The sequence below is a fragment of the Mycobacterium sp. NGS26 genome, from assembly GCF_059813025.1.
This window is the reverse complement of record NZ_JCALDU010000002.1, coordinates 37,940-52,022: the sequence shown is the minus strand read 5'-3', so window position 1 is coordinate 52,022 and position 14,083 is coordinate 37,940. Positions and strand designations below refer to the sequence as shown.

Here is a 14,083-nt window from a genome sequence, read left to right as displayed (position 1 = left end):
ACTATCGACGTAGCTGCGTTCCGAACTGCGCGCAAGGGTCGGCGACCTATTCCCCGGTTACCATTACGCTCACCGGCGCGGTCTCTCCCGACTTCCGTTACACCACCGCGGTAGTCACCAACCAAAACACAGGCAGTTCCGATACATCGTTGCTACCTCGTGGCTAGACATCCCAGCGTCGTAAGTTGTCAAGCCGCCGCCGGAGTGCGGTGGGCCCAGGCGGTGTGTGTCGGCTGTAGGGAGTGTGATGGCGTAGGCATCCGTGCAGGATGCCGACCAGGCGGTTGCCTAGGACGCGCGCGTGGGGAGAAGGGCTCAATTCCTCAGTCGAGAGCGAAGTTTCGCTGTGTACGCCCGACACATTGGGTGACGCACTTGCCATGCTGAATACCTCAATCATGAGGGTTCCATCTGATGACCAATCCGTCCGCGAACCCGAGCCGCCGTTCAAGCCTGCAAGACCGCGAAAATGCTGAGCGTGACCGTCGCAATGGCCAAGAGGATCGCCTGGGTGCCCCGCGTTGCGTGCCACGAGGCCTGACGCCGCGACCGCGTAGGCTGTCACGAGTTCACATGAGGTAAAGGATAAAATTTGAGCATCTGGCACATCTTGGTTCTGCTGATCATTTTGGCCATTGTCGTCGGTGCTATTGGTGGCTTGGTTTTCGTGATCGTGAAGCTGACTAAGCCAAAGCCAGCTGGTGGCGTTGGGCAACCGACCGGAACCCCACCGGGGTGGTATCCCGACCCGAGCGATCCTCGTCTGATGCGGTACTTCGACGGGCGCGTTTGGACTGCATCGACTCAGCCTCGGACCTGAACAATCGGAAGGTCCCGGTGATCAACGCGCCGGACGAGTGTTTACCCGTGGTGGGTAGCCCTCGATTGGTGGGCGAAGCCACTTGCTCGCCAACTATGCTCGCTCGGCGAGTAGCCGGTACAGGGTCGGCTTACTAACGCCGAGGTGATCCGCGATCACCGGAACCGGTTCACCGCTGGCACGCATCCGGTGCGCCAGAGCGATCTTCTCGGGAGCAAGCTTGCGGGGCCTGCCGATGGGCAGGTTGCGGGCCTTGCGGGCGGCCTTTGCTGCCGCCCGGCGCTCCCGGCCCAGCTCCAGCTCAAGCTCAGCCAGGCTCGCCATGATCCCCATGATCGCCCGCCCTGTCGCGGCCGAGCTATCGACGCCCTCCCGCAGTGACCGGATGATGATCTCCCGGTCCAGCAGGTCCTTGATGGTCCGCATAACCTCGGCGGCGGTGCGGCCCAGCCGGTCGATCCCGACGACAACGATGGTGTCACCAGGTCGCGCGTAGTCCAGCAGTGCGGCCAGGCCGGGACGCTCCTCCTTGGTGGACGTGCCAGTCAGTTTGTCGGAGTAGACACGGTCCAAGTGGACCCCTGCGGCGGTAAGCGCGTCGGTCTGAGCGTCGAGGGACTGGTGCCCGGTGGATACGCGGGCGTAGCCGAGCAGTTGACCCGCCGTGGAAGCGGCGGTGACGGTAGGCGCGATCATGCCATTATCGTATCTCAAAAGTCTGACATATGGATTTTAGATACGAGAGAGCTTTCGAGACACCCGGCCTGGAACTATGGCGCTGCCATAATCAGTCGTCAGCGCTCTCTCGAAACTAAAGTTCTGAGACAAACGGAGTCGAAAGGCTTCACCGGGCAACCAATTGAGGTTTCGTTTCGGTTTTCCTGGTTCCTGTTGACACCTCGTACGGCCGGAAAGTATCTGTAGGCCGGGAGGCTCGACGTCTAGTCTCCCTGCATGGATCGCTTCTGGCAGTGGGTGTGGAATCGGTAATGGGCCGAGGTACCCGTGGGCGGTCGCAACGTTGACTGCCCTGCGGTTGGTAAACCTATTGGGTGCGCGTATTCCACGTCCAGGTGGGATGAACACTTTCAAGTCTGCCCTGGCGTTCCGGCGGGAGTTTCCCGTCACGATAAGCAGAGCGTTGCATCGAGACCCATTTCCCGATTGGGTATCCATCGATTGAGTCCCGATTCATGGGTTGAGCGTGGCCGTTCCGCTTCACGTAGAGGAAGAGGTAACCGAAACCCCGATCCCACTTGGAATCGCGGGAACTCCAGGTCCAAGTTGGGTGAACTCGTTCCAATCGCTGTTGAAGGTCGGAGCCGAGCTTCTCCTGCCGGTATAGAACTCGTTGCGTCCGCACCCAAGTGCCGAGTGGGTAGCCGTCTGCTGATACGTATGTAGGCGTGACGTTCGCGTTGTCATACTTTTCGACATGCTCCAGTAGGTGCCGGTATCCGTCCTCCCACTTAGCCACGTGAGACTGCCAGTCCCAGCCTGGCAGATTGGAAAGACGTTCTTGTCGTTCTGCTTTCAAGATTCCCTTTCGGCGTTGGTTGCGTTGCCACCGCACCCATCTGCCTAGCGGATGGCCGGAGACCGCTGTGTCAATTGAGGGGCTGGCATGGCCGTTTTCCTTGACGTACCGCTTGAGTAGCTCGAACATGAACTCCCACCGAGCGTCTTTGGGAGCCCATGCCCACCCAGGTACTTCTGAGAGCCGTTTTTGCCGTTCAGCGTCAAGGAGTCCCTGCTTGGAATGGGAGCGTTGGGTGATGACCCACTTGCCAAGCGGGCGGCCGTCGACAGTGACGTAGGTTGGCGGGACTTCGGCGTCGCCGTTCTGTTCGACGTACTGCCCCAACAGGCTGAACATCAACTCCCACCGAGCGTCTTTGGCGTTCCACGTCCAGGTAGGGTGAACTCGTTCAAGTCGGTCCTGGCGGTCAGGGGTAAGGCGGCCATTCATTCTGAATTGGCGTTGCGTGCTAACCCAATCGCCAAGAGGATGGCCATCGACCTCGCAACCGCTCGGGACTAGGGCCGTACCTTCAACTCGGACAAACTTCTCCAGCAGCCCGTACCAGAACTCCCAAGATGCGGTGGTTCGTTCAACGAGGCGCACGTCGAATGCTTCGGCGAAGGCGGCGTCGACCCAATTGGGAATGTCGACGTGAATCTTGTCGGGTAGCCGGGGCTTTCCCCCACGACGACCCAGCTCGCGGCGCAACTCGTCGAGTTGTCGGCCTAACTCTTCGTCGTGTGCCCGGAGCGCCCGCACCACGTCCCACACCGGCTTGAATATCGAACTGTCCAGGGCCACTTCGGGGTCGGCCTGGGCATCGACGAAGAGTGGGATAACGATGGTGCCGACCTTCTTCTCGTCGGACTTGCGGATGGCGCGTCCGACCGCCTGAACGATGTCCACCTCGGAACGGCGTGGGTCGATGAACGCCACCCCGTCGAGCGTCGGCACGTCCACGCCCTCGGCCAGGCAGCGGGCGTTGGTAAGCAGTCCGTACTCTCCGTCGCTGATGGCTCCGAGTTGCTGGATGAGCCGCCCCCGCAACCCAGCGTTCATCTCCCCTGACGTGTACGCACACCACGGCTCACCTTTCGGGCGCTGCCGGGCGGGCATCCATGCCACCACCTCCGGCAGCGTGGCTGCGAACTCCTGTGCCCGCTTCACCCGTGAATGGAACGAGATGGTGCGACGCAGGCCGTATTTCCGCATCGCCTTGGCAAGGCCGATCTGTGCGGCCAGTGTGGCGGCGTCGGTGACCTTGTTTCCTTCGATGCGGACGACGGTGCCCTCCTCGGCCCACTCCCGGTAGGTGGCATCATCCACGCCGACGATGGACACCTGGTAGTCGGTGAGGAGGCCGCGTCCGATGGCTTCACCAAAACCCAGCTTGTGGAACACGGGACCGAAGGTGGCCTCGTCATCCATAGATGTGTACTCGTATTCCGCTTCCTGCGCAGCTTTGAGCACCCGGCCCGTGAAGTAGCGAGGCGTGGCCGTCATGAACAGCAGCCGCCGGGCCTTAATTCGGGAGCCGTCGAGCACCGTGGCGAAGTCTGACGACACCGGCCCCGCACAGCGGTGCGCCTCGTCGGCTAACACCAGATCAAAGGCGGGTATCCGACCCCCGGCAAAGGCGGCGGCCACCTGCGGCGAGGACTGGTACGTAGCGAACACCACGCGGGAACCGCGTCGACGGAGAAACCGGGCGATGTCTTCTGGGTGGGTGGTGACAGGCACCCCGAGGTCGGAGGTCTTCGCCACTATGGCGTCCTCGTCGCGGGACACACTGGCATCCGAGCAGACGGGCAAGGTGTCGAAGTCGCTGCGCCGGTTGACCATCCACACTCGCAGCGTCTGCTTCAGCAGCGACAGCGACGGCACCAGGACCAGGACCCGCTCGGCTCCGAGCTTCTCCTTAATGAACAGGGAGGTGAGCGTCTTTCCGGTGCCGCAGGCCATGATGAGTTGGCCGCGGTCGGCGATTGTGAAACCCTTCAGTACGTCCCGGATGGCGTCGCGCTGGTAGTCATGCGGCGTGGCAGGTTTCGGTGGACGAGATGGGCGCAGGTTCGCCAGGGACTCAGGCCAGTCCAGGTACGCGTCGGTGGCCCGCAGGTCTGTCAGGTCCAATGCGGTGACGGGTTTCTCCTGTGCGTCCACGGCCCGCTGGGCCAGTTGGTGCAGCCCCCCAGTTGTTGTTGAGATCAACAGCCGCTGGGAGAACTGCTTGGTGTTGGACTCCGACAGGAACTTGTTCAACTCGGCCTTTGGGATGGGCTTGTCCTCCGCATAAGCCTTCGCCTGCACCGCCCACAGGTGTCCGTCGGCGTCCTCGGCCACGAGGTCAATCCCCGCCTCCACGTCACTCAGACGGTCCGGCCACTCCTTCCAGAACCAGACGTGCCGCAGTCGCTGTTTGTAGAGCGGGTCATTGGTGAGAAACCACTTACAGACGTGCTCGAACTGCTTGCCTCGGACCCTCGGGTCGGGGTCAAGGCGGGCAAACAGGTCGTTGAAATCCCCCATGGCGGGGATGCTAATTGAGGGCTACGACGGCGATGGATGTTTCGCTAGGTAGGCGTTGTGCCAGTTGTGCCACGCTCCCGACGCGCCGCGTTACCGGCATGGCTGCGGATCAAGGCCGAGGTACTGCCGCTGGCCTGACTGTCCGAGAATGTGGCGATGATCTTCTGTCCGAATCCACTCGACTGGACGGCCGTTGGTACATGCGTCGGGGCCGTGGGCACCGTTGGCACCCTGATATACGCAATTTGGACCGCCAACAGGGCGCGTGCTGAGGCGAAGGCTCTGAAGCAACAGGTGGCGGACGACGAACGCCGTGTGCAAGCGCGACGGGTGTTCGCCTGGATTGACGCAGCCGTGAGCACTGGAGTTGTGCGAATCGCCAACACGTCGGAAGAAGCCGTGTACACGGTGGTGATCTACATCGTGTATATGGATGGCGGCAGACCCGGCACGGGCGAGGAGGCCGAGGCGAACCTTCGTCAAATGCTCCACAGTCTGGAGGCCATGGCTCCCGGAGTCGCGGAGGGGGCGGCGACGCACCCTGCTAAGCAAGTAAGAGCCGTCATACAGGCGGTTCCGCATGGCAGACACTACGTGCCCCTCCAGGTTCAGCAGGACTATCCAGGTGTTGAGATTGCGTTCACCGATGCCGCAGGGCGTCACTGGGTTCGGCGCGTAACAGGCGAACTGATCGAGAGCGAGATCAATGCATTGGACCGCTATGGCATATCCACGCCTGTGGAATACACGCCGTTGGTAACCGGCCAGCAATGAGACGGGCAGGTAGTGATTGGCGTTGCAGCACATCCAGCCGGTCGAGCACCGCTTCAACCTGTGGAATCAACGCTTCAAGTTTCTTCGCCTCTTGCCGCACCTCTTGGCAAAGGCTGGGCGCAGCCTTGGCCTCACGGAGAAACGCTGCCGGAACGCCTTGCCATCAGCAAGATGCGCTCGCAGCACCTCGACCGCCACGGTGCGCTCAGTGACCGCATCAAACCCCCGCCAGACCTCTCCCAGGCCGCCGTGGCCTAGCCAACGCTACGAGGCGATACCTTCCGAACGGCGTCCCTCCCACGTCATCCTCGTGGGCGAAACGATTTCCAGCGTCACTACTCATCGCCGGACCCGTCAAGGTCCGTGTGCTGGTCAGGTATGGGTCTTGAGATGATTTCGCTTCCGTTTTGAGGGCCTGCTCTACGCCGTCGCGGCAGCCACGCAAGAAATCCATAGCGTGAACGGTGCTGCTGTCGCTGCTCAGCAGCGCCCTAGCAAGCAGATTCTGGCAATGCTCCCGGCCTGGACAGTTTGGCGCTCGAACGTACTTGGAGTCGTGGCGGAAGGGTGCAGCCCCTCGGGTTACTTCTCGAAATTGATGCAACCTGGCTGCACCGCCAAGCCACCCGAGTAGGTGACGGGTCCGTACCAGTACGGTGCCTCCCCCATAGCACCGCCCATCTGTTTCATCAGCTTGCACTCAGCGTCAAGCCCCGCGTAGTAGCGGATAGCTATGATCACGACCTTGCCCGCTTCGTGAAAGTCCAGCGGATGAACGGCACGGTTACGGGATTGGTCCCAGACCAAGCCTTGTAAAAGCTTGAACTGCTGATAGGTGGGCGTCCTGGCGAATGACTCCGCGACATATTTGCCAGTGTTTACTGCCAGTTCTGGCGATTCGTACCACACGGGGAGGTCCGGCTGATTCGGGCAACAGAGACCGCCGTGTCGCAGGGCGGCAAGGTATTGCTTGTCGGTCGAGGTAAATGGCTGTGCGGCCGCCACCCATTGAGTCATCGCGACCACCATCAGACCGCCTACGAGTGGAACGACTAGGCGCAGCAGGCGGGTTGATCTTGCCGTTGTCAGTGACATCCTTCGGAATTTTTGCAGAATGTGTCTACTTTGTTCTACTTCTGCGTAATTTTGTCTCCTATGAGGTGGCCACAGAGGTAGCACAGTTCGCGCAGGAAGGAGTCGCAATGCCAGCCGTCCTGCAGTCCGGGCGGTATCCCAGTCCCGAGGGATCGGCGGCACCTCTATCCAGGACGCAGGACGCTGGACACGATTGACGGGCGTCTGATACCGCGCCCGGTTCGCCGACAGTGGAAGGTGTCCGCGTCGTATGAAAACTGACCCCGTGAACTCACCCGTCGAAAGGGGTCAATTTTCAGCAGTCGCTGACAGAAGGAGGTTGCGGTGATGATGCGCTGTATCGCGGTAGCTGTGGCTGTAACCACGGGGGCATTACTCACCCTGTTGTCTCCTGTGATCGCCTGGGCCGATGTTCATTCGGACTATCTGGCTCAACTGGACCGATTCGGGATCACTTATGCGTCGCCGCAACAAGCCATCTGGGGAGCCAACATGATGTGTGAGCAGATCAATTTCTACAACAAGACCCCGGCAGAACTCGTGCAGGACGCGGTGAGCTCGGGACAGTTGGATCGATCGCATGCCCAGATCCTGGTGGCGTTGTCACTGAAGTATTACTGTCCGGAAAACCTGCACACCCGTTGATGGCATGGAAATAGGTCGATGCCGCGAGTCGCGACACCGTGCAGGACATCAGGGCTAAACTTCGATTCCCACTGACTTGAACGTACTTGTAGGTTGCTGCATCGTTTCTTACGCTGTGTTCTCGAAAACCTACAGGTCAGGGCCACCAAAGTTGCGGACTACGTACAGTATTGGCGCAGTCGAGGTTTGAACTTACCGGGGCTCACCCCGCGAACAGATTTGAACTTAGCGACGGATCTGCACTTCGGGATGGAGCAACCACCTCCGTACGCGACAATCGGCCCCAGTGATCACACTCCGCAATCGGCATTGCCTGTTTCACCGCAGCGATGCGCCACGGGTACTGGTCGGCCTGCGTCAATATCGGCTGCATGGTTCCTCCTTTGATCCGACAAGTGCCGCAATGGATCCGATTGCGTGCACGTGTATCTCCTTTTTCCTGATTGGGTGGCCGAAGCCACCGCCCCATGTGGGGTGTTTGAAGCTCTCATCTTGCAGGAGCCAGTAGCAGACGATCGGAGTTGGAAATCATTTCGCTTCCGGGTCTTGATGGCACTCGCAGGAATCGCCCGCCCTCCGAACCGTGTTCCGGCAGGGCTTGCCTGAGGTCGCGGTGCGGCGGCCGCAGACGAGAAGTCCATGGTCGCGCGCCCAACGAGCAGGCAACCGGCCGGGCAACTCGTGCGGAGCCACGGTGCGCCAGTCACGAATGACCGGAGAGTCGGTGCCGGTACTGCCGACGTGAACCAGCGCGAGAATCTCCTCGCCGTCGGCGGTGATGCCGACCGCTGCGGCATAGCCGGGCAGACCGTCATCATCCAAGCGGGCCAAGCGTAACGGGTCACCGCAAACATCCCTGTCGTCGATCATGGCGCACCCTTCAGCAGCCCCAATCTGGCCCGAAGGCTTACGAAATCACCGTCACGCCTCACTGCAATTGTCTCGCTGGTGTCGCCATCGGCGGCAGTAGGTCTAGCGTCACCAAGGTCACTCAGCACGCCGAACCCCTCACCGAGCTGCATCTTCGTCCCGGGCTCGGGCTCGGCTGCGCTGGTCACCTCCTTCTTGACGCCGGGAGCACGCTCTTTCGACGCAGCGAGTAGGTCAGCGTAACGGGGCTTCTTGTTGCTGTCGAGCCGCAACAAGGAGGGGCTCGAAATACGACGTGACCAGTAGCTGTCGGCGGCGACCCAGCGGATGAGGTCACAGATCTCCTCGACTGGGTGGCCGTCCTCGACGAGATGCATGGCTGACTTCACCCACCTGACTCGGAGACTCGACTGCCGTGCTGGCCCCCGCAGAGTTTCCCAGCATTGGACGATCTGCTCAGCACTGGCAGAGTCCTTTAGGCAATTTCTATACTTAGATGCACTAACGGCCGCCCCATTTCTCGTTGTCCCAGGCGGCGATTCGTCCGCGGCCGAGGCGGCCGCCTTTCCGCCCTCCGGGCGGGCCAGGTCAAAGCCGCCCTGCTTCACAGGCGTGTCCTCTTCCTCTCCTGGTGATCCCGCCGAAGGCGGGAAGTCCTTTTCCCCGAAGGGATCACGGGCTGGCCCGACGGGCCAGCCTGTTGGTTCGTCTGACTTCTTTCGTCTACTCGGGTTCGTGTTCTCTTGTATGTCTACTTCGGCAACGGATTCCGGTGGGTTCCCCTCGGATCCTGGTGGGAATCCGTCGGATTCCGGTGGGTTCCCCTCGGATTCCGGTGGGTGCTGGTAGGGCGTTTGCGTTTTTGTGTTTCCGCATTTCACGGCATTGGCCTTAAGCTGCTTCAACTCAGCCTTCGATAACCCACAGATCCGGTCAATGTCGGCCTGGGACAGCTCGTACAAGGTATAGCGATTGACCATTGGGGGTCGTATCTCGATGGCGATCACGCCGATTGCCTCAAGTAGGCGCAGGGACTCACGGACGGCGGTAGCCCCTGCTCCAGTCCTCTCCGCGATGCGCCCCACACTGGCGAACGCCTCCGTCTTGTCGTTCCAGGCGTGCGACAGCAGCGCTGCGTAAACCCAGCAGGTAGCCGGTCCCAGGTTGGAGTCAAACATCCAGTTGGGGACCTGGGTGAATTTCGTTGTCAGCCTCATGCCGCACTCCCCGGCACCAAACCCTCGGGGCTGCATGGATCCTCGCCTACGGGCCGTTCAGACGCCACAGCGCATATCTCAACGGTCTTGAACCATGCGACAGAACTGGAATCCCAGCGGAGCGTTCGGTTGGCCTCGCAGCTCATGGCCACCGTTACTTTCCCGAACGCCACGCCAAACTCGCTCAGATACGCGTGCTTCCTGTCCCTATTGACCTCGACGACGGTGCCCACGCGACCGCGGTACTGCGGCCAAGTCCCTTTCGACGGCCATCGGGCCTCGTCGCGCTCGATACGCACCCTGCTCCCCACTTCCGGAGTCATGCGGCCTCACCACCGCTGCCCGTGACTGCGCAGCAGCGGCAACCGCAGGTGCATGGGGCACTGTGACGGAAGCCGATGTCGGCCTTATCCAATGTGGCGTAATCCTGGATCCACATAGCCAGCCCGATGACACTATCCGCCTCTACGGCAAGCTCGGGCCCTTCGAGGTTTGTCACCCCGACAAAGAGCGACCAGTGGCGATTCTCGTCCCGAATCTCGATCGGGCGGTGCCCGTATCGCTCCACCGCCTGATCGGGTGGCAGGTAGACCTCGGCGCTCACGAGGCAGCACCAGCCGTCCGAACGGTGCGCAATGGCTCGGCCACCTTGGCGCGCTGCTCATCCCGGAGCGGCGCGGCTTCATCTAACATCTTCTCGACACATGCGGTCCACCTGTCGGCGGGGGATTCCGGTGTGGCAGTCATGCGCTGACCGTCTCGGCCGCCATCTCCCACACCCACAGGGGCCACATGTTCACCCGCCCGTAGTGATAGTGCTGTGTGGTTTGAGGCTCTATACCGCGCTGGCGGCCGATCACGCCAGCCCGTATACCCAGGCGCTGCATCGCCAGGTGCGAGGTGTCGGTCAGCCCGGCGTGGCGGGCGTAGCCAAGGGCGGAGAACCAGCCGTGACGACCCTCGATGGCGTCCAGGCGGGCCTCGGTGCGTTGGGCGGTGTCTTTGGCCTCGGCGGCATCCCGGCCCGCCGCCTCAATCTGGTCGATGGCCGCGCGCAACACGTCGAACTGGTTCAGCGAAGGGGGCGATACGGCACGCTTGTTGAAGTAGGCGTCGAGCGCCGCGCGCGCTTCACGCTGGTAGGCGATCAGCTTGGATCGCGTATCGACGACGACGCGGTTCTCGTCGATGGTGGCCAGCCACATCGGAATGGTTTCGCTGTCGACCACGCTCGTCTGGTATGTCTTGCCATCGACGGCAGTTATTGCCTTCTGAGCAACAACTGCCCACGACCTGCGCTGCAGCTTACGCAACTGGGCCGGGAAGCTGATGCCGAGGCTTTCGCACATCGGCTTGAGCGCCGCCCAGCGGCGGCCGTCGAACTCGACGGCCATGAGGTCATCGGCACCCGGAACGGGGACAGGAACAAGGTCGGCGGTCATTTGTCACCGCCGTCGACGCGGCAGGTCGCCGCCTCCCTCGCCGAGTTCGCCAGCGGTCTTTGCCCTGACATCCTCTCGCCCACATCGGCCGCGCTGAAGAGTGCCTCAGCAATCAGTCGCGCATCAGCCGGATTCCACCCGTGGTCACCGAGGTAGATTCGGGGTCCGTCAACGACCTCACCGTCGGAACGCTGTTCGACGACTGCGCGGACGTCGAAGTGTGACACGCTGTCGGGCAAGGAAACCGGAGCAGACCAGCACAGCCGGGTCGTGATGCCGCCCGAATTCTCCCAAGCACCAATGCTGTCGACGTCGGTATCCGGGGGCAGCGGTGGCATCGCCTCGGCCGGTTTCACACCATTGCTACGGAGGACGTTGATAGCGGCGGTCATCGAGAACCACCCGCGATGACGTTCACCGCGATCCACGAATCAAGGTCGCAGAGTCGGTACCTCACCGAGCGGTTCAGTTTTACGTAAGCGGGGCCCTCGCCCAGGTGGCGTAGCCGCGCAAGATTGGCGCGCGTGGTGCGGAGATAGTCAGCGGCTTCCCCGTCTTTCAGTAACCTTTCTGTCATTGCAAGAACCTCCATCAGTTGTCGAGAGATGTTTCGGGAGTTTCCCGGTCATCGACAATTATGGCAGAAAAACAGGAGTATCGAATTGACGCTGTGAAAGCGAAACCCGTTGTTCTGCACGGGTTCTAGAGAAGTATTGTGCCATTACTAGACGACCACTAAAGCATTTAATGTCCGCATCGACAGCGACGTGCAATGTTCCCACAAATGGAAATGATGCTGACGCCCAACCAGCGACATATACCGTTATTAAATCGTTATAACTTGAGCGTCCGTTGCCGCTTTGTCGAGGGCGGTCGCGACAGCCTCTAAGTCGTCGTCGAACAAATCGGCATAGATGTCGAGGGTCATCGCGGCACTAGCATGGCCGAGCATCCGCTGGATCGCCTTGACGTTGGCCCCGGCCGAGACCGCCAACGACGCGGCGGTATGCCTCAAGTCGTGCGGAGTTGCTCGGGGAATCCCGGATGCCGAGACCGCTTTGGCGAACCATCCCGACACTGGATGTGGACGGCGCAGATGCCGACCGTCGCCGAATAGCAGGTCCCCCGGCCCCTTCCCTTCGCACTGCCGCGCCAGGGGTGTCACCAGAAGCCGAGGCAGGGGCACGACGCGCTGCTTGTGTGCCTTGGGTGTGCCGACGTGGATCTCGGTGCCTGACTGAACGGCGTTCTCACGAACGGCCAGGCGTTTGCGCAACAGGTCCAAATCACGCACCCGCAAGCCGACGGCCTCACCCCAGCGCAGCCCGGTGTAGGCCAGCAACAGAACCAAGGAGCCGTGCTCCCCCGCAGCGTCAGCTAGCGCAGCGACCTGCTGGTGGGTCAGGTAAACCTTGCGCTTGCGCGAAATGCGCGGCAACTTGATCCCGACAGCCGGATTCTTAGCCAACAGGTTGTCCCGGACCGCATCGCCGAGGATGCCGGAGAGCACATGGTGACTGCGCTTCACCACGGCCGCCCCAACCGGTTTGACTTCGTCCGTTCCTCGCCCCAACTCGGCGAGCCAGTGCTGCACGGCGGTGGGCCGGATATTTCCAATGGCCGTGGTGCCCCAGCGCGGCCGCACCCGCAGCCGCCACGTCGTTTCCATGGTCACGTAACCGGAGGGTTTGAGGTGGCCGCGCTGGCGCTGTAGCCACGCCCGGCCGAGTTCATCGACCGTCACCTTGGCGCTCGACGGCGAGATGTACTCGCCCTTGAGCTTGGCGACCTCCACCTCGGCGGCAAACCGCTCGGCGTCGCGCTTGGTACGGAACCCGCGCTTATCGGTCTGCCGGTTTTCGGGGGTCCGATAACGCACGCGGTACCGCTTGCCTGCCTTGGTTTGGTACGCGACGACCTGCGCCATGACGCAAATCTACGACAGAATGTGGGCAAAATGTGGGCAAAAGCCACTGGATGCCGTTTACAGCCTCCCGGTGAAGGGTTTGTACCCGAATCCGCTCAGGTGTGGTTAACCCCTCTGACCTGTGGTTTAAAAGTCCCAGTCCTCGTCCTCGGTGACGACGGCCTTGCCGATCACGTACGACGAGCCCGAGCCGGAGAAGAAGTCGTGGTTCTCGTCGGCGTTGGGTGACAGCGCGGACAGGATCGCCGGGTTCACGTCGGTCTCGTCGCGGGGGAACAGCGCCTCGTAGCCGAGGTTCATCAACGCCTTGTTGGCGTTGTAGCGCAAGAACTTCTTGACGTCCTCGGTCAGCCCGACCTCGTCGTAGAGATCCTGGGTGTATTCCACCTCGTTGTCGTAGAGCTCGAAGAGCAATTCGTAGGTGTAGTCCTTGATTTCGGCGCGCTTGACCTCGTCGGCCAGCGCCAGGCCACGCTGGAACTTGTAGCCGATGTAGTAGCCGTGCACGGCCTCGTCGCGGATGATCAGCCGGATCATGTCCGCGGTGTTGGTCAGCTTGGCCCGGCTCGACCAGTACATCGGCAGGTAGAACCCGGAGTAGAACAGGAAGCTTTCCAGCAGCGTGGAGGCCACCTTGCGCTTGAGCGGCTCGTCGCCCTTGTAGTACTGCATGACGATCTCGGCCTTGCGCTGCAGGTTGGGGTTCTCCTCCGACCAGCGAAACGCGTCGTCGATCTCGGCCGTCGAGCACAGCGTCGAGAAGATGTTGCTGTAGCTGCGCGCGTGCACCGACTCCATGAACGCGATGTTGGTGTAGACGGCCTCCTCGTGCGGGGTCAGCGCGTCGGGAATCAGGCTGACCGCCCCGACCGTGCCCTGGATGGTGTCCAGCAGCGTCAGGCCGGTGAACACCCGCATCGTCATCTGCTTTTCGTGGGCCGTCAGCGTGCCCCAGGACGGGATGTCGTTGGACACCGGCACCTTCTCGGGCAGCCAGAAATTACCGGTCAGCCGATCCCACACCTCGGCGTCTTTTTCGTCTTGCAGCCGGTTCCAGTTGATCGCGGAGACGCGGTCAATCAGCTTGATTTTGTCGCTCACCAGAACCCCACTTCACCGGACGGTTTGCCTGCGGTACCCAGGCTTCAAACACTACCCCTGGGGTACGACAAGGCGCCGCAACACAACAACTTGTGTTCGTCGTGTCGTAGGCAAAACCGCGCAGCCGATGTACCATTTGGT

15 protein-coding genes are annotated in these 14,083 nt (G+C 61.5%); 3 read left to right on the top strand and 12 right to left on the bottom strand.

Annotated elements, in window-relative coordinates; translation table 11 throughout:
• The first annotated feature begins 667 nt into the window (after positions 1 to 667).
• A complete protein-coding gene (locus AC5Y6X_RS06240; RefSeq protein WP_499986452.1) occupies positions 668 to 820 on the top strand; it encodes a DUF2510 domain-containing protein in 153 nt (50 codons plus the stop codon).
• Positions 821 to 913: 93 nt separating this feature from the next.
• On the opposite strand, the gene AC5Y6X_RS06235 is transcribed toward AC5Y6X_RS06240, so the two are convergent.
• Positions 914 to 1,516 (bottom strand): recombinase family protein, encoded by a 603-nt coding sequence (locus AC5Y6X_RS06235; protein WP_499985342.1) that lies wholly within the window; start codon positions 1,514 to 1,516, stop codon positions 914 to 916.
• A 349-nt stretch (positions 1,517 to 1,865) separates the two neighbouring features.
• Entirely contained in the window at positions 1,866 to 4,871 is a 3,006-nt protein-coding gene (locus AC5Y6X_RS06230) for a DEAD/DEAH box helicase (protein WP_499985340.1), read from the bottom strand.
• Positions 4,872 to 5,165: 294 nt separating this feature from the next.
• On the opposite strand from AC5Y6X_RS06230, the gene AC5Y6X_RS06225 reads away from it, so the two are divergent.
• Positions 5,166 to 5,645 (top strand): hypothetical protein, encoded by a 480-nt coding sequence (locus AC5Y6X_RS06225; RefSeq protein WP_499985338.1) that lies wholly within the window; start codon positions 5,166 to 5,168, stop codon positions 5,643 to 5,645.
• A 582-nt stretch (positions 5,646 to 6,227) separates the two neighbouring features.
• Here the strand turns inward: AC5Y6X_RS06225 and AC5Y6X_RS06220 are convergent.
• Positions 6,228 to 6,674: a DUF732 domain-containing protein gene (locus AC5Y6X_RS06220; RefSeq protein WP_499985337.1), complete on the bottom strand. Its 447-nt coding sequence runs from the start codon at positions 6,672 to 6,674 to the stop codon at positions 6,228 to 6,230.
• 393 nt (positions 6,675 to 7,067) lie between these two features.
• On the opposite strand from AC5Y6X_RS06220, the gene AC5Y6X_RS06215 reads away from it, so the two are divergent.
• Positions 7,068 to 7,385, top strand: a complete 318-nt coding sequence (locus AC5Y6X_RS06215; RefSeq protein ID WP_499985335.1) for a DUF732 domain-containing protein — start codon at positions 7,068 to 7,070, stop codon at positions 7,383 to 7,385.
• 528 nt (positions 7,386 to 7,913) lie between these two features.
• Here AC5Y6X_RS06215 and AC5Y6X_RS06210 read toward each other — a convergent pair.
• The 9 genes from AC5Y6X_RS06210 to nrdF form a co-directional block, all read right to left on the bottom strand.
• Positions 7,914 to 8,255, bottom strand: coding sequence for a hypothetical protein (locus AC5Y6X_RS06210; protein WP_499985334.1), 342 nt, complete (start codon positions 8,253 to 8,255; stop codon positions 7,914 to 7,916).
• Positions 8,252 to 9,472, bottom strand: a complete 1,221-nt coding sequence (locus AC5Y6X_RS06205; RefSeq protein ID WP_499985332.1) for a phage replication protein O — start codon at positions 9,470 to 9,472, stop codon at positions 8,252 to 8,254. The genes AC5Y6X_RS06210 and AC5Y6X_RS06205 overlap by 4 nt, the downstream gene beginning before the upstream one ends.
• On the bottom strand, positions 9,469 to 9,795 hold the full coding sequence (locus AC5Y6X_RS06200) for a hypothetical protein (RefSeq protein WP_499985331.1): 327 nt from the start codon (positions 9,793 to 9,795) through the stop codon (positions 9,469 to 9,471). Before AC5Y6X_RS06200 ends, AC5Y6X_RS06205 begins: the two co-directional genes overlap by 4 nt.
• Complete coding sequence (locus AC5Y6X_RS06195) at positions 9,792 to 10,076, bottom strand: hypothetical protein (RefSeq protein ID WP_499985329.1); 285 nt, start codon at positions 10,074 to 10,076, stop codon at positions 9,792 to 9,794. The genes AC5Y6X_RS06200 and AC5Y6X_RS06195 overlap by 4 nt, the downstream gene beginning before the upstream one ends.
• Before the next feature lie 139 nt (positions 10,077 to 10,215).
• Positions 10,216 to 10,914: a phage antirepressor N-terminal domain-containing protein gene (locus tag AC5Y6X_RS06190; RefSeq protein WP_499985327.1), complete on the bottom strand. Its 699-nt coding sequence runs from the start codon at positions 10,912 to 10,914 to the stop codon at positions 10,216 to 10,218.
• The gene (locus AC5Y6X_RS06185) at positions 10,911 to 11,306 is read right to left on the bottom strand and encodes a hypothetical protein (protein WP_499985326.1); all 396 of its coding nucleotides are present in this window, start codon (positions 11,304 to 11,306) and stop codon (positions 10,911 to 10,913) included. Before AC5Y6X_RS06185 ends, AC5Y6X_RS06190 begins: the two co-directional genes overlap by 4 nt.
• Entirely contained in the window at positions 11,303 to 11,491 is a 189-nt protein-coding gene (locus AC5Y6X_RS06180; protein ID WP_499985324.1) for a helix-turn-helix transcriptional regulator, read from the bottom strand. Before AC5Y6X_RS06180 ends, AC5Y6X_RS06185 begins: the two co-directional genes overlap by 4 nt.
• Before the next feature lie 249 nt (positions 11,492 to 11,740).
• Positions 11,741 to 12,841 (bottom strand): site-specific integrase, encoded by a 1,101-nt coding sequence (locus AC5Y6X_RS06175; RefSeq protein ID WP_499985322.1) that lies wholly within the window; start codon positions 12,839 to 12,841, stop codon positions 11,741 to 11,743.
• A 126-nt stretch (positions 12,842 to 12,967) separates the two neighbouring features.
• Positions 12,968 to 13,942, bottom strand: a complete 975-nt coding sequence (nrdF, locus tag AC5Y6X_RS06170) for a class 1b ribonucleoside-diphosphate reductase subunit beta (protein WP_324681195.1) — start codon at positions 13,940 to 13,942, stop codon at positions 12,968 to 12,970.
• Positions 13,943 to 14,083 lie beyond the last annotated feature (141 nt).

Coding starts and splice junctions, on each gene's coding strand:
- AC5Y6X_RS06235 (WP_499985342.1), bottom strand. CDS start 1,516: ATGATCGCGCCTACCGTCACCGCCGCTTCCACGGCGGGTCAACTGCTC.
- AC5Y6X_RS06230 (WP_499985340.1), bottom strand. CDS start 4,871: ATGGGGGATTTCAACGACCTGTTTGCCCGCCTTGACCCCGACCCGAGG.
- AC5Y6X_RS06220 (WP_499985337.1), bottom strand. CDS start 6,674: ATGGTGGTCGCGATGACTCAATGGGTGGCGGCCGCACAGCCATTTACC.
- AC5Y6X_RS06215 (WP_499985335.1), top strand. CDS start 7,068: ATGATGCGCTGTATCGCGGTAGCTGTGGCTGTAACCACGGGGGCATTA.
- AC5Y6X_RS06210 (WP_499985334.1), bottom strand. CDS start 8,255: ATGATCGACGACAGGGATGTTTGCGGTGACCCGTTACGCTTGGCCCGC.
- AC5Y6X_RS06205 (WP_499985332.1), bottom strand. CDS start 9,472: ATGAGGCTGACAACGAAATTCACCCAGGTCCCCAACTGGATGTTTGAC.
- AC5Y6X_RS06200 (WP_499985331.1), bottom strand. CDS start 9,795: ATGACTCCGGAAGTGGGGAGCAGGGTGCGTATCGAGCGCGACGAGGCC.
- AC5Y6X_RS06190 (WP_499985327.1), bottom strand. CDS start 10,914: ATGACCGCCGACCTTGTTCCTGTCCCCGTTCCGGGTGCCGATGACCTC.
- AC5Y6X_RS06185 (WP_499985326.1), bottom strand. CDS start 11,306: ATGACCGCCGCTATCAACGTCCTCCGTAGCAATGGTGTGAAACCGGCC.
- AC5Y6X_RS06180 (WP_499985324.1), bottom strand. CDS start 11,491: ATGACAGAAAGGTTACTGAAAGACGGGGAAGCCGCTGACTATCTCCGC.
- AC5Y6X_RS06175 (WP_499985322.1), bottom strand. CDS start 12,841: ATGGCGCAGGTCGTCGCGTACCAAACCAAGGCAGGCAAGCGGTACCGC.